The 14,344-nt window shown below is 52.5% G+C and carries 12 protein-coding genes; 3 read left to right on the top strand and 9 right to left on the bottom strand.

Annotated elements, in window-relative coordinates:
• Positions 1-256: 256 nt before the first annotated feature.
• Both H2515_RS10980 and H2515_RS10975 read left to right on the top strand, forming a co-directional pair.
• Positions 257-643: a hypothetical protein gene (locus tag H2515_RS10980; RefSeq protein WP_198660115.1), complete on the top strand. Its 387-nt coding sequence runs from the start codon at positions 257-259 to the stop codon at positions 641-643.
• A gap of 92 nt (positions 644-735) precedes the next feature.
• Positions 736-1,719 (top strand): hypothetical protein, encoded by a 984-nt coding sequence (locus tag H2515_RS10975; protein WP_198660114.1) that lies wholly within the window; start codon positions 736-738, stop codon positions 1,717-1,719.
• 430 nt (positions 1,720-2,149) lie between these two features.
• Here H2515_RS10975 and H2515_RS10970 read toward each other — a convergent pair whose 3' ends face one another.
• The 6 genes from H2515_RS10970 to H2515_RS10945 form a co-directional block, all read right to left on the bottom strand.
• A complete protein-coding gene (locus H2515_RS10970; RefSeq protein ID WP_198660113.1) occupies positions 2,150-2,971 on the bottom strand; it encodes a DUF6036 family nucleotidyltransferase in 822 nt (273 codons plus the stop codon).
• A 73-nt stretch (positions 2,972-3,044) separates the two neighbouring features.
• Entirely contained in the window at positions 3,045-3,533 is a 489-nt protein-coding gene (locus H2515_RS10965) for a hypothetical protein (RefSeq protein ID WP_232821359.1), read from the bottom strand.
• Positions 3,534-3,560: 27 nt separating this feature from the next.
• Positions 3,561-3,860: a hypothetical protein gene (locus H2515_RS10960; RefSeq protein WP_198660111.1), complete on the bottom strand. Its 300-nt coding sequence runs from the start codon at positions 3,858-3,860 to the stop codon at positions 3,561-3,563.
• Entirely contained in the window at positions 3,857-5,143 is a 1,287-nt protein-coding gene (locus tag H2515_RS10955; protein WP_198660110.1) for a HEAT repeat domain-containing protein, read from the bottom strand. The genes H2515_RS10960 and H2515_RS10955 overlap by 4 nt, the downstream gene beginning before the upstream one ends.
• Complete coding sequence (locus tag H2515_RS10950) at positions 5,140-7,617, bottom strand: toprim domain-containing protein (protein WP_198660109.1); 2,478 nt, start codon at positions 7,615-7,617, stop codon at positions 5,140-5,142. Before H2515_RS10950 ends, H2515_RS10955 begins: the two co-directional genes overlap by 4 nt.
• 1 nt (position 7,618) lies before the next feature.
• Positions 7,619-9,913 carry an ArdC family protein gene (locus H2515_RS10945; RefSeq protein ID WP_198660108.1) on the bottom strand — a complete coding sequence of 765 codons (2,295 nt, stop codon included), beginning with the start codon at positions 9,911-9,913 and terminating at the stop codon, positions 7,619-7,621.
• A 179-nt stretch (positions 9,914-10,092) separates the two neighbouring features.
• Between H2515_RS10945 and H2515_RS10940 the strand changes: the two genes are divergently transcribed.
• Positions 10,093-10,884 carry a hypothetical protein gene (locus H2515_RS10940; RefSeq protein ID WP_198660107.1) on the top strand — a complete coding sequence of 264 codons (792 nt, stop codon included), beginning with the start codon at positions 10,093-10,095 and terminating at the stop codon, positions 10,882-10,884.
• 422 nt (positions 10,885-11,306) lie between these two features.
• Here the strand turns inward: H2515_RS10940 and H2515_RS10935 are convergent, their stop codons facing one another.
• Genes H2515_RS10935 through H2515_RS10925 form a run of 3 tightly spaced genes read right to left on the bottom strand, consistent with a single transcriptional unit; the run spans position 11,307 to position 14,333 of the window.
• A complete protein-coding gene (locus H2515_RS10935; protein ID WP_198660106.1) occupies positions 11,307-12,221 on the bottom strand; it encodes a DNA adenine methylase in 915 nt (304 codons plus the stop codon).
• Positions 12,221-13,432 carry a hypothetical protein gene (locus H2515_RS10930; RefSeq protein WP_198660105.1) on the bottom strand — a complete coding sequence of 404 codons (1,212 nt, stop codon included), beginning with the start codon at positions 13,430-13,432 and terminating at the stop codon, positions 12,221-12,223. Before H2515_RS10930 ends, H2515_RS10935 begins: the two co-directional genes overlap by 1 nt.
• A gap of 58 nt (positions 13,433-13,490) precedes the next feature.
• Positions 13,491-14,333 carry an ATP-binding protein gene (locus H2515_RS10925; RefSeq protein WP_198660104.1) on the bottom strand — a complete coding sequence of 281 codons (843 nt, stop codon included), beginning with the start codon at positions 14,331-14,333 and terminating at the stop codon, positions 13,491-13,493.
• Positions 14,334-14,344: the final 11 nt, after the last annotated feature.

Raw genomic sequence — 14,344 nt, 5'->3', positions numbered from 1 at the left:
GTGAAGCCAGTCTTGATTGTGGCCTCTGCTGAACCGTACGGAATGGCAGCAATGGGTCGGATGATGTTATTTGCTTTCCGCTGCTGAGTGTCGGCAATCAGTCTGCTGCCGACCATCTGGACTCAACGGCGGCAGGGCAGCGAAAGCGGTCATTCCCATTGTGGCTCGGGGATGGCTAGTATAAGCCATCGGCGTCTGTCAAGGTAGTTGTCGTGTCTCCCATTTTTTAAGCGGCTTTTTATTTAGGGTTTAATGTATGCCCAGCATCATTGTCAAAAACACAAAAGGCCAACATTTGCAATGGCGCAATGTGACTTTCCCTGCAAACGGCGAAATTCCTGTTGATGTCGTTTTGTTCAATAAGTTGGTTCATGAGTTCGTTCCTATTTACGGGAAATGCGGCTTAGTTTGGGATGAAAATGAATTTCAGAAATTATTGCAAAAATTACATCCACCTGAAAGATTCAGATTGATTAAAATTATTGGCCGATGGTTAAAAGACCAAGTTCTGGCAAGGGTAATAATCGGTGTCATTGTTACGATTCTCACAACCGCACTAGTTTTCTATATAAACCAGTGGCTAGGCCAACATCAAGAAAAAAGCCCGCCACAATCCCAATCCGCAAAGGTAACTCCTGAATGAAAAACCCTAACCTGGCGTTCAACACAGATGCTCGGTCGATAAAGCGTGGCTCTGCCGCCGGTTAACTCTACGTTAAACATAATGTGGGAAATATGGAATACGTTAATGCAAGCTTGACGCCCCTTTGCTCCGATAACCTAAATAAATTTCATGGTTTAATGAAGTTTATTCGTGAAAAGGATAAAGAAGGAGAAGTGTTATTATTATTTAGAGGGGAGGAGCAACGTAATGTCAAGAGGCGACTATTTGGGGTCGACTCTAAATTTGAATCAGGCGAGATGTTTCAACGTGCATTTTATTTTGGTGAAAAAGCACGGCACTTTTCTGTAGATCATTCCGATGGGGACCGTTCAGCGCTAACTGACATTAATGATATCTCTGATCATACTTTGGAATTTATCTTTGAAAGGATTGCCAATGTAATAAATATTCCTGAGCGAAGATATCATGTTTTAAAAAACACTTCTAGTAAATTTAGGGAGTATTTTTTTGAGCCATCTAACCGCAGAGATTTTTTAGAAAGAGTGAATGGCGCACATACATCAACGGATAAATTAAAAGTTCGCGATTACTATTTGTACTGGTTGCATACTGCAGGTTCACCAGGTATACGTTTAGAAACTCATTTAGTTTCAACTAGTATTGAAAAAAGAATAGCTAGATACTTCTCAAAGGTTAAAAAGTCCACTAAGGATAATTTTATTTTTCACTATTTTATTCCAAAACCATTTCATTTACATGCAATTTCTCCTTGGTTAAGTGATCACCATCAATTGGTTGTATCTGATTGTGGATTGCCTACTTATAAATCTTTAGGGCTATACCCTAATCAAAAAGAAGTAGCAGTAAAAGGCGCACTATTTCCACATTTTATATTAGGAGTAGAGCTGGTTGCTGAGAAAAAATTTGTTGTGAACTCTCACGCTCAACATATTCACGAGTATCAATACGAAGAAATATCCAAGAGCGGATTCCCTATAGACCAGACTGATTTCGCTGAGAGGATTTTCAATACCGGCTATATCCGTTGGGTACAAACTGATCTAAATGGTAACTTTAACCAAACTGATGTTTAACAAGTGCATGTTGTCGGAATGGTTTCTAGCTGGGCTCCAAACCATCCGCAAATGCAGGCGTTCACTGGTAAGCGCCGAACACCGGTCATATGGATCGGTCAGCCTTACTGATCGCATAGGCCGAACTCCGGGCGCTGACGATTCCCACCTTGAATGGCCGCTTTTGGTCATTTGCTTTTCGCTGCTGAACGACCGCAATCAGTCTGTACCGGCCCTTCAACAGAAGCCCTCTCAGGAAGCCTTTGACAGGGGATGGTACAGATCATAGTTCCGCAAACTGGACACAATCTCATTCCTACCAGTAGCCTTCTGCACACATTCCTCACCGGTTTTCACCTTCAAACCCTTGGCAAGTAAGGATCATCAAGGTTTTTGGCCTCGGAGGCCATAGGTTTCCAACTAGATTTTGCATGTAGCCCTTTATTCTGTGTCATAAACCACGCCCTTTGCCCCGCTCTTTATCGCGGTCACGCACGGTCAGTTTATGCCCCTGTTCCAGCAGTGTCACCAATTTGCCCCTGTATGCGGACAATTCTGACATGGCTTTGTAATCACTGCGGTAGACAGCGATCATGTCCCGTGCGGGGCTCAGGAAGGCCACGGAGCGGTCTTCACTCAAGCTGATCAGTATGCCAGTAGCCTGCCCCCTGGATAGGCAATGCGTTGGGAAACCAGATCCCCCACCTTCGGCTAACCGCTGCGCGTCATTGCGTTTCGGGCGCGTGGGTTCCAAGGGGATATACTTGGAGGGTGGCTGGATGGTTGGCTGATATCCCATATTGTGTAGTGCGGTTATGGTGTTGTGGTGAACCTGTCCCACATTCCCCACGTAATAGCGCATAGCGGCTTCAGCTCGGGCTTCCAGCGCCTGCGGAGTGATTAGCCTGTCGGTATAAAGTTCCTGAATATCCCTCTGGTCATTGTCAGCGTATCGCCCCAGCTTGGATACTGCCAGATCTACCGGCGAAAGCACCAGAATATCGAATTGTTTATCTGGCGACTGCGCCACAAAGATGGCGTCCTCTTCCGCATCTGGATGCATCAGGCCGATGACCGGCGCGTAATTACGATCCCAAGTCAGTGTGCAGCGCCGTCCGTGCTCATCCACGTAGGGTACAAGCACTTCTGGCAAAACTATCCGGTGGGAGAAAATAGCGTCCACGTCCTCCGAGCTGCGGGTCGGGGAATACAGAGCCATGGCGGCACCACCCGTCATGATAAGACGTACCGGCTCTTCCAGTTGGCCGTCCATACAAGATTCCGTTTGTCGGATCAACTCTCTCGCAGCTTGAAAAATGGGCCGTTCGGTGTATAGGTGCGGGTACTCAGCAGACATATGGCGGCCGCAATAACCGCTTGAGACGGTCATAGAGCACTCCGGACGAGAGACGCCAGCGAGCGGCCAGGGCATCCATGGGATTGTGCCGTGAATCTCTGGGAAAAAACGGCAACAAGGGGACTTCTGGCAATTGTTTTGCCACGTCATCCAGCCATGGCAATATTGAACGCTGCCATTCCTCATGCTGCGGAGCGAAATAGCAGAGCAAATCTAGCAAATAGCCTCCCCGTTGGGCTGCCGGCCAGTCATGTTGCCGCAGGTTGAGTTCCAAGGCGTCTCGCAGCCCCTCGCCATCCAGATCTGGATTGGCGTGGCGCGTAAAATAACCGAGAGGTGGTTCCAGGTCGCGCAAGGCCATATCCGGTTGAGGGTTACTCAACAACCGGAACAGTGTGGCCGTCGACAGATCTTCTCGCTGATCTAAGTAGTATAAAGCGGTCAGGGCAGAGTCGCGGCCATAAGGATCAACCATCATTTGCTTCATAATGGGAAGCATAGCACTTTAAAGCGAAATGCCCAGCGCCTGCCCGGCCAAGTGCATTCCCGCTTCCTTGCGCAGATCCTGCCCAGGCGTCTCATAACCCAAGCCTGCCGCCTCCTGTGTGAGCTTCTGGATGCGGCGCTCAGCCAGGAAGCGCTCCGTGCTGCCGACGGTGAGGCCTGCCGGATCCGGGAGTCTGGTGGACACCTGCAGGTGATCCATGAGTTGCCGCAGTTTGCGCAACCGTTCGCCGTCCTTCCGCTTGTTAGCCTCGGTGTATGCTCCGGTAGCCCAGACCCTGATTTCTTCTGTTGCGCTCATCGCTCAACCCCCTTGGCTTTGACCTTGGACTGTTCAACCTGTTTTACCGGATCCACATCCAACTTTTCCCGGAAGAATGCTGCCGTCCGGTTATTTTCTGCATTTTTCAGAATGGCTTCATTCGGTTTGAGCCAGCCACCTTGTCCCTGGACGCGCCCGAAGCGCTTGTCCTTGTCCTGCTCTTCCGGGTGAAACTCGGTGAAATCCGCCCGGGCAATCCGGATCTCGCCAGCCTTCACGTTCGGCGTTTGCACGTTCATGTACAAGGTTGGCTTGTTTTCCCGCTCAATCTTAGCGCTGTAATAACGATCCCCGTTGTTCACACGTTCCTCGAAAGAGACCTTGTGACTTTCGTCAACGCCGGACTCCTTGTTGCTGATCCGCACCGTAGCCTTCAGTTGGTTTTCTTTGTCGACGTAGACACCGGACGAATACCAGGTACTCTCCGGCGTTTTCAGGGCGGATTCCATGCGCGGTAGCTGCTCCCTCGGCGGTGGTATCTGGCTGGCAACGCGGGGAGATAACATCTTTTCCGCTGCAATCTGCACATCCGTGTCCTCATCGCGAACCGCCCTGTCCACCTGCGCGTCGGTCATCCTCTGGTGCAAATACGTCACACCAGCCAGTCGGACCTCTGGCTGTAGGTCGGTTAGCACGCGCTCAACCTGGGTATCGTTCATCCGTTCGGCAAAACGCTCTGTGGCCACTTCTCGCCAGGCGGCGTTACGGATGGTCAGTTCCTTCTCTACCTGCTCGTCTGACAGGCGTGAGCTGAGACTGCCGAGCGCTTGCGCCCGCATTCTGTAATCAGGATCATGTAGTGCCCGGTCGACTTGCGCATCATTCATGCGCATCACCAGACTCTTTGTCGCCTCCGCTCGTACTGTAGGCTCCTTGTCCGTCAATGCGTTCTCCACTTGCTGGTCCCGCATGCGCGGCGCCAGGTCGCTTAGTACAGAGGCGCGAGTCTGTATATCGGGGTCCACCAGCGCCCGGTCGACTTGCGCATCATTCATGCGCCCAGCAAACCGATTGACGGATATGTTCCTGACCGGCGCGTACTCGTCGGTTAATGCGCGCTCTACCTGTACGTCATCCATGGATTTTGACAGACCGGCTACGGCGAACACTCGTACATTCGTGTCGGAATCGGTTAGCGCCCGCTCCACCTGTTGTGCGGTCAGAATATCCGCGTGGTTGTGGACCGCCTCCAGGCGCGCCACACTATCCTTACTGGTCAGCTGCGCCTCGATTTCTGCTGGGTCGATTTTCATAGCGCTCATCGTTCGACCCCCTTGGCTTTGGCTTTGGCCTGCTCAACCTGCTTTACCGGATCCACGTTCAGCTTCTCACGCATGAACTGCATCGTATGATCCTTGTCGCCCTTGACGAGCATGGCCTCATTGGGCTTGAGCCAGCCCCCCTGACCCTGGATGCGGTCAAAGCGTTTGTTCTTGTCCTCCTCTTCCGGGTGGAACTCGGTAAAATCCGTGCGGGCAATCCGGATATCACCCTCCTTCATGGTTGGAGCCTGCACGTTCATGAATACGGAGGGCTTATCCTCGCGCTCGATCTTTGCGCTGTAATAACGCCCGCTGCTGCTGCCCTCACGCTCTTCGAAGGAAACTTTGTGGTGCTCATCCAGACCAGTTTCCTGGTGATTGATGCGCACGGTCGCCTTCAGTTGGCCGTCTTTATCGGCATAGACTCCGGCTGTATACCATGTGCCATCTTGCGCCTTCAGAGCCGACTCCATCCGGGGATACTGCCGTTTCTCTTTGTCAGGGGCGGGCCCTTCGAGGTATTTGACCCCCAGCTTCTCACCGATGGCCTGAATGGTCTTATCCTTGGCGCCGTCCGTGCGCGCCGCATCATTGGGCTTGAGGATCCCACCCTGTCCTTCGATTTGCTGATGCTTTCTGTTTTTCAGCTCCGTAAACGACACCATGGCGACTTCACTTTTGGCGTCGGGGCGAACAAAGACGTGAACATCCGGGCGATCCGGAATCTGCACTTTTGCGTGTAAAAAAGGCGTTCCATTTTTGTCATTCTTGGCCTCGTACTCTACCTTGTGTCGTTCATCAAGAGACTGCTCCTTATTGGTAATGGAGACCGTTCCCTTCAATTGACCTTCCTTGTCCGCATATAGACTCGCCTGGTACCAGGTTTCATCCTGTGCTTTAAGAGAGGCTTCCATTCTGGGGTATTGCCGGGTGGCCTGCGGTGCGTTGGCTTGCTGTTCCATGTTGTGACTCCTTTCTGGCGGTGTTTGCGGAGGGATGGGGTTGTCGAAATTGGTGTTGTCGGGAAGTCCCAAAATCGCGGCTACATCTTTGCTGTCATTTGGGTCCAGAGAAACGCTGGGTTGTTGCATAGGTACCTCCTTCTTTTTTGATGGATGTGGTGAAAAACGATCTTGAAAGGCGGCGATAGCGCGCGTATGGACCGCCGGAATTTTGTCCTCCACGAGGTTTTTTGCATGCGTTCTATCAATTTCCTCTGTGCGCCCGGCCATCTGCAGGGTGTACAGCGTATTCAATCGCACGACCCAATAGGGGTCTTCCAGTGCTCTGTTGATTTGTCGCGGTGACATGTACGGCACCACGGCGGCTATGCCAGATGCGCGTTTGTGATCGTCTGGGAGGGCCATCGCCGCATCAACTTCATGACTATGAGTTTCGCGATACGCCGCCAGTTTGTTTTGCTGATCCATGCACTGTGTCAGTGCCGCCCGGATTCCACCAGGCCCCAGTTCTTGCCGCGCATCCGCCCAATCAGCGCCTTTGGGTCCGCCGATGATCTGAGTTGAAGGCTCAAGATAGCGTGCGGCCAGTCCTGCCTCATCCAGACTACTAATGGCATCCCGAGCACCGCGCTGCCCAACCCTATTGATATCGCGGTCAACCAAAACGCCGATTACGGGAACGGCTGTCCCCCGATTGGTAGGTTTATGTGCTGCCTCAGCTTGTTCCATAGCCCACTTCTGAACGCGTCCCACGTCATAGGCGACGATGCCGGGCAAGCCGCTAGCCTGGATGGCTACCGCTGTAGTCTCGAAACCTTCTCCCAGCAGGAGCATGCCTTTCTCCTGGGCAGTGCCTGTGAGAGGCATGGGCACAGCTTCAGGTGGCGGCGGAAGGCGAATGACACCTTTCCGCCCCAGCATCTTACGATCCAGTTTTTGCCCTTCATCGTTGATAAAGGTCTGTTGTATGCCGCAGATATTCCCGTCGCCGCGCATGGGCAGGATCATGACCGCGCGAGCACCTTCCGGTGAAAAACGGTCCGGCAGGCCGATTCTGACCTGGCCCAGCCAGTGGGTATCATCCAGACCCCGATGAGAAAGATATTGCACGGTGACGTCCCTGGCGGTCTGCCACTGCGCGCGCCGGGCGCCCTTGTTCATGGCAGACAGACCATTCAGGTCTGGTCCGTTGTATAATTCCTGCGGAGTTTTGCAGGCCCATGCGCCATTCCACAGGGTGCGGGCCAACTGGGAATTGTCCGTTTGGCGCGCTATCGGCTGATCTGGAGAACCCGATGGAGAGGGGGCTAAATCCATGGTCCGCAACAATCCCTCGATAGTGCCGCCTGCACCCGTCGCCGAGTCTAAGTACACGCCTTTGGCAGGATTGATCTTGTGGGTTTTGTGTCCGGTACCCAGAACATCCGCTTCTATCTCGCGGCCCAGTATTTGATACGGGATACCCGCTGCAGCCAAGGCGTTGACGATGGTTTCGCGGTTATAGGCATTCATGTCAGCGGCCCAGTGACTTCACTTTTTGAGGTGTGCGATCTTCCACCTTGAGTTCGCCGGTCTTGGTGGGCTTTACCGTCACGGTATGTCCGACCATGGCCCTGATTTCCGCCTGATGTACCTTGTCCGGATCACGACCAGATATCAGCATGGGTTTTCCAGCCGGCTGAATTTCGATCAGATTGGTATCATGCACATGTGTTAATTTTCCGGTGATCTGCATGGCATCAGAGCGGTCCATTTGTTGGAACGGCATCAACCCAAACGGTTTGGCCGGGGTGTCGAAAATATCGGTAGCAGGCTGTGGACCTAGTTCAGGGTTGTGGATTTTCAGTATCCGACCATCATTGCTGATGGAAACATCCACCGGCTTCCCCATGGCTTTGCGCAGATAATCATCGCCAAACGAATCGGTTAGGAAACTCTTGCCGATATCGATGCTGACCGGGCCAAATTCCCGAGTATCCAGCAGCACGGCGTACTTCTCGTAATCCCGCAGCACACCGGAAATGCTCTGCCGGTTGTGGTTCTGGATTTCCAGAATGGGCTTGTCGGGATCCACGGGTTCCTGGCGCACATAGTCGGGCAGGTCTTTACGGTGAGACAGAATGACCCGGTGATACACCTGCTTATCCTGCTCAAGCTGGATATTGTTTTGGTGCATGACGGACGCCACTCGGAATTCGAGGGCCGCCTTAACACCGGGAATTCTGGCAGTATCGGTTTCACGGGATGCGCTTTGCATGTCCAGCTTTTCAATGCCGGGCACGGTGTTGGGCAGGTGACCGGTAATGCTTTGCTGGTCCAAATGCGCCAAAGAATCACCCACAGCCTGAATCTGAGGCTTTCCATCCGGGCCGGGCAGTACCGCTTTGTAGCGCACGGGCTGATCCAGGTTTGTGTCCTGCAATACGACACCCGTATTTTTACGCCCATTTTCATCACGGAACTGAATTAAATCCCCACGATTAAGCTGCATGACCTCTGGTTCCATGACTTTTTCCTTTGCGGGGGCTTCATAGTACTGATAATTGCGGATAAGGGAGTCGTCGCCGTCCCAAATGTCTTTGCTCACAGCTTTCCAAGCCAGTTCTTTTCCCAGGTATTTTTCAATGGCCCGATGGAAAGTGCTGGCGTCTAAGTCCTCTTCCAGAAAAGCCTTATCGCCTTTCTGGTAGGAATAATGGGTAATATCACCTTCGATACCCAATGTTTTAAGATCCGACTTGGGCACTTCCAGCCAGCCGTGACCGGCGTCGCTATGGAAGGGGTACCGTTCGCCTGCATCCGGATCGACGGACAATGGCTTGCGTTCGGGTGACTCAATGGATTTTTCCTGACCGACTTCCAGCAATTTCTGCTGTGCGATGACATAATTCGCCATCTTTTCTGCATCCCGCGAAGCGTGGTAAATTTCGTTTTTGTCGTTTTTTAGAACGGATACCCAGCCCTTCGCGTAGGACTCATGATTTTCAGGATGATGGGGGATACCTGTTTTCTCGGAAATAATGTAGGACGCAATTTCCGCACGCAGTTCTTCTTTGGCCCGTAATGTATAGTCAGAGGCTGTCCCGTTCTGAAACTGCTGTAACCTGCTCCGATTCAGGCGATGCTCTGCCATGGTGGAGTGCGCAATCTCATGCGCCGCCGTGGCATATAAATGTCCGGCATCAAGGAAGGATTCCCTGAGCGGCAAGTGAATATCATCATTTTTAGGGCTGTAAAAAGCCTGTCCCGGACTATCGAATAGAATGGGGGCGGACTGCTCATTCTGGTCAAACAGCTTTTCACCTACCTCATGCATGTCGAAATCGTGCGTTTGCGATGGGTCCATCTCATAGGGCGGGATGCCATCAATCTGCGAGGCGTGGAATACCGTGTAATACTTATGGTAACCACGTCTTTCTTTTTCCGCGGCTGGGGTGGTTTGCCCCTGAAATTTCGGTGTCTCGTTGCCGGTTGTCTCTACATTCTTCTCATAGGTTTTCCAGACCTCGATAGGAATACCGTGCTCCCCTTTTTTGACTTGCCAATCCTGTTCGGTAGCTTGTTTGTAAGTCACCCAGCGGGGATCGCCAGTGGGGGCGACGGTCGCCAATAACATACGGTTCCCGCCGTTGTATTCCTTGCCGGTGACGGCGTTGATTGGGCCGGATCTGGGGCCACCGTCATACGGCCGCTGCCAGGGAGCAGTATTTTCTTCTACTGCGGCGACGATACGATCGGTGACTTCCTGGCGAACATCACGTTTCTCCCGGTTGGTGGGCGTGGTTGTACTGTGTGTCTGGGTTGGCATGGGCGTCCTCGCTTATGCATCTGCATGTCTGAACCAACATGGAGGTATAGCGACGGACTTGGTGGTATAGCCATATCTGATTGCGAATGGTAAAGTTATTTCGTGGGACGGGGCTTACTCCTGTGTTGCGCCAAAGCAATTGGATGGCGATTGGATTGTTCTGTATTAGGAAAAAACAAATGATCAACACGAAGTCCCTGATAATGCTGGTCGATGATATGATCAGGAATTATAAGCACGCTTACGCACCTATAATCTCCGTGGTGATAAGGGCGGCTTCATTTTATGGCGTTGTCGTTGTATTCGCCTATCTTTTTCAAATACATTATGCTCCATCGACATTGGCTGGAGTGATAATACTTGCTCCTTATATATTTGTCGTAGGACTTGTTGTTATTGTGTACGTTTATTTTCTTGCTTCTGCTCCTGGTCTTTTTGTAAGATATTTAATGACCTCCAGAGATCAGAGGAAAGCAGATGGGTGGGCCATATCGTTTGGTATATCTATTGTTACAGTGATATTTGTGATTTTATTGTGGATGGTTAACGAGGGGGCTGTAAGTAAGCTTATTAGCAATCTAGTCGTTACCGTAATAACATTATTAATTAGCGTGGTGAGCTATAAAATTGCAGGGCGCCATTTAAACGAAAGGAAACTGCTGACACTGATAAAGGCGACTTACCTGGTTATGATATTGGCGGTCATAATGCCAGTATACCCGAGGTTCCTGATAGAGCTCACGGGCATAGCCAAGCCCGGAGCCTATATTTATTCATCGCAAACTATGGGCTTCAACAAGGTTGATATACGGTTCATCGGAGCTGAGCATCTTGTTGTTTCACCGTATCTTCCCAATGGTAAGGTTTCTGGAGACTATGTGATTCTGCAGAGGAGGGGCGTTGCTATATTTTCAACTGTTCCGACAGGTCCGCAGATGTCAATATTCAAAAGTCTCGTAGTTAAAAAGTAATAATGAGATAATACTGGTAATAAATCCTATCACAGATACTAGATATACTAGGATAGACACGTTTATCCAGTAAGCTCCTATAACGAGCACCATCCTGGCGATTATAGATATGGTAGCAGTGATCAGCATGGTGATGGCATATGCTCTTTGCGTATAGTATTTGACAATCAGCGACTTGTTTGTCAAGACGATAAAAAATACAAAGGGTAAAGGTGAACCAGCCGCTACTATACCTATCCAAAGAGGACTTCCTGGACGGTATATTTCCAAAACCGTCGGAATTGTCCATGTAATTATGAGCCATAACATCATGAGCCGACTCATAGACGCCTTTGTTTGCCTATTCATTACATTACTACCTCTGATTGGCCAGGAAAACGTCACTTCCAAATATCGTCTCTCATTTGCGCGAGGCAAGCCGATCACGCGGCATCTTCATCGCCTCGCTCGTCCCCCGGATCGGAGAAATCAAACAGACTGCATTGCCGGGAGTTTTCAGCGGCAAGCCGCTTCTGTAACGCGATGTTGATCCAGATGCTCTCCATGCGGGCGGGATCCACTTCTTTGCCGTCTGCCCTGGGTTGCCGGGTGCGGCCAGCTCCGCAGACGGCATCGAAGTCCTGTCTTTGCCATCCCGCATCTTCCAGCGCCTCGTAGCAATCGTTTTGGTAGCCGGAGAGGGCGGCCATTCCCTGGATGCCCAGCAGGACGTCCACCAGCTCTTGGTGGGCCTGGTGATCCATCTCATGCACGTATCCGCCGTCTGCCCGGGTAAGCGGGTGGTACGGCGGATCGCAATAGAAGACAGTGGTCGCGGCATCCCATCGGTGGATGACGCCTAACGCTTCGTCGTTTTCCACATAGACCGTCCGCAGTCGTTCGGCCGTAATCAACAGCTCATCATCAATCACGTGTTTCGCGGCACGTGCCCGATTGTCGTCTACCCGGGCATAGGCCCAGCTGGGCTTTCGGGATAAATCACCGTGGAATGAGGCGCGGGTCATGATGAAGAATCGCGCTGCGCGTTCGATATCGGACAGCGAAGAGGGATCGGCAACGCCCCGCCATGCGTTAAATATTTCCCGGCTGTAGGGGGTGAGCTGCAGGTATCGTTGCAAAGCCTCTGACTGGTTCCGCAGCATGGTGAAAAAGTGCGTCACTTCCGAATCCAGGTCATTGATGACCTCGACCCCTTTGGCGGGTCGTGAAAACAACATACTCGCGCCGCCACAGAACGGCTCGACATAGCACAGGTGCCGGTTTGGTTTCGGGAGTGCCGCGTTGATTCTGTCCGTGAATCGGCCTTTGCCGCCGATCCAGACCAAGGGGCTGCGCATCAGGCACCTCCGATTTTTGTGGTGATCGTGGATCGATCATCGCCGATCATGAGGTCTAAAATGTGTGTCGCGAGGACGGCTGTAGGGGCCTTCGTGCGGGCGTGGCGAGCGAGTCCCCGGCGGATATTCCGCATACCGTCACTTCTTCGGGCCAAAAAACGGGCAATCTCCGTAGCCATGGCTAACTCGCCCCGTGGATCCTGCGAAACGCGCAGAAGCACTTCGCGCAAGGAAATCGGCGTCCGGTCTTCACCGTTCATAGGGTCCCCGCTATCTGGAACAGATGATCCTGCCTTCTGGCGCATCTGCCGCATTACGCGAGCGTTTTCCTGTTTCTGGATGAGGACCTCCATGGGACTGTCCGTATACCGGCAGAGCCCGGCATTCAGTGCATCCGGATGGGCGTGATCCGGGTGCAGTAGATCGATGTCCACCACATCGTCCCCGTTCTGCTCCTCATGGCCGGGGCTGATGGGCTTGGCGTGGGCCATATAGTAAATGTCCTGATGAGACACGCCGATACCTTCGGCGATGAACGTGCGGAATTGGGAGATGGTCTGAAAGTAACCCGAGCACATTCTGTCGATATTGAGGTTGGGTATGCGCTGAAAATCGTGGGATTCTATGACCTGGCGCAATATCCGTGACGCCGCATCCCGTGCATCGGCATGGTCCGCGATGATGAGTTTTTTGCGCAGATAGGTGCCCACGGCGAGGGTGATGGCGGCGATGGACTTATTGAGGTACCAGTGCACGGCATATCCCACATCTGCGGATACTTGAGCCCTTTCCAACTGCTCCCGGTACACGGGGACAGCCTTCCGCAACCAGCGATGAAAATTCTGCGCTGATGCGTGTGTGGTAACACTGGCGCGCGGATCCGGGATAAGCCGATCCTGCGGATCTGGGTCGACGAGGGGGTTGCGCGGAGCCGCCACGGCTTTGGCCTCTTCGCAGTCATCCGTTTCCAACCCTTCGTACCACTCTGGCGCTACCGCATAATCATCACCGTCCTCGGCGGCCTGAATCGCTTCGGGATCATCCAGGAGGAGGTTGAAGCTATCCGTCCTCTCGAAACGCCGCGACGTGGTGCCCCAGGTTTGACGCGCCAATTCTTCACGTTCAGCCAGAGGAAGCGGGTAATCCGTATCGATATCCCCATCGCCGACATCGATAAAATCGTTTTTGTCCTGGTTGGATAGATTGGGCATCACACCGATTCCTTTGCTGAACATGGGTTGGGCTTGCGCTTATTTCGTGATGAACTGGTCATTTGTCGCGCCCACGTCGGTGACCAGGCCAGTTAAATTGCAGCAGGAGGCCGCTCTGACAGAGTCGGTCGAAAGCGGCGACTCCAAGATAATTTTCAATGCCTTGTGCAGTTTCGTTCGAGAGCACGATCGTGGGCTTCATATCCCGGTAACGGAGATCGATCACCTCGAACAGGTGCACTTGTTCACCATCCCCGCCAAATTGCTTGCCGACTTCATCGATAATGAGCAAATCAGCTTGTGCGAACCCTCTCAGAACATCGGTTTCCACCAGGTCTCGTGAGCCTTTGCCCCAGGTCTGGCGAATGCGAGTGATGATGCCGTGCGCCGTGGCATGGAGAACGCTACGGCCCATACCCATGACCGTGCGGGCGATTGCGGTGGCGAGATGGTTCTTGCCGGTGCCAGGGTTGCCGCTGAATACCATGCAGGTGCCTTCTGCGGCGTATTCCGCGAAATGCTCGGCATAATCTCTGCAAGTCTCCAGCACCGCCTGCTGGGCGGGAGTCTCCACGATGAAAGATGCGAAATCACAGCTCTGGTAGCGCGCGGGAATAGCGGCACTTTCCAGCAGGCGACGGGAGGCGTGTTCTGCCGCGCAGACCGGGCAGACTGGAACCATGTATCGAACCACATCGGAGTCATCCACCAGCGAAATGAGATAACGGCCATGTTGTTCGCAGTCGCGAAACTGCGGGTGGCGATCGGGCAGTATGGCGACATTCGCCGGATCGAAGCCCCATCGTTGCAACAGCGCCTGCTGGAGATCATTTATCCGTTGAGGGCGTCCTTTATGATGAGGTGCCTGGGACGGCTGTTTGGGTTTTCTGGAAATGCTCATGACAAGCTCCT

The organism is Acidithiobacillus ferrivorans (assembly GCF_016250455.1).
Classification (GTDB): Bacteria; Pseudomonadota; Gammaproteobacteria; order Acidithiobacillales; family Acidithiobacillaceae; genus Acidithiobacillus; species Acidithiobacillus ferrivorans.
Note: the sequence above shows the minus strand (reverse complement) of the source record. Positions and strands in the feature narration are given on the sequence as shown.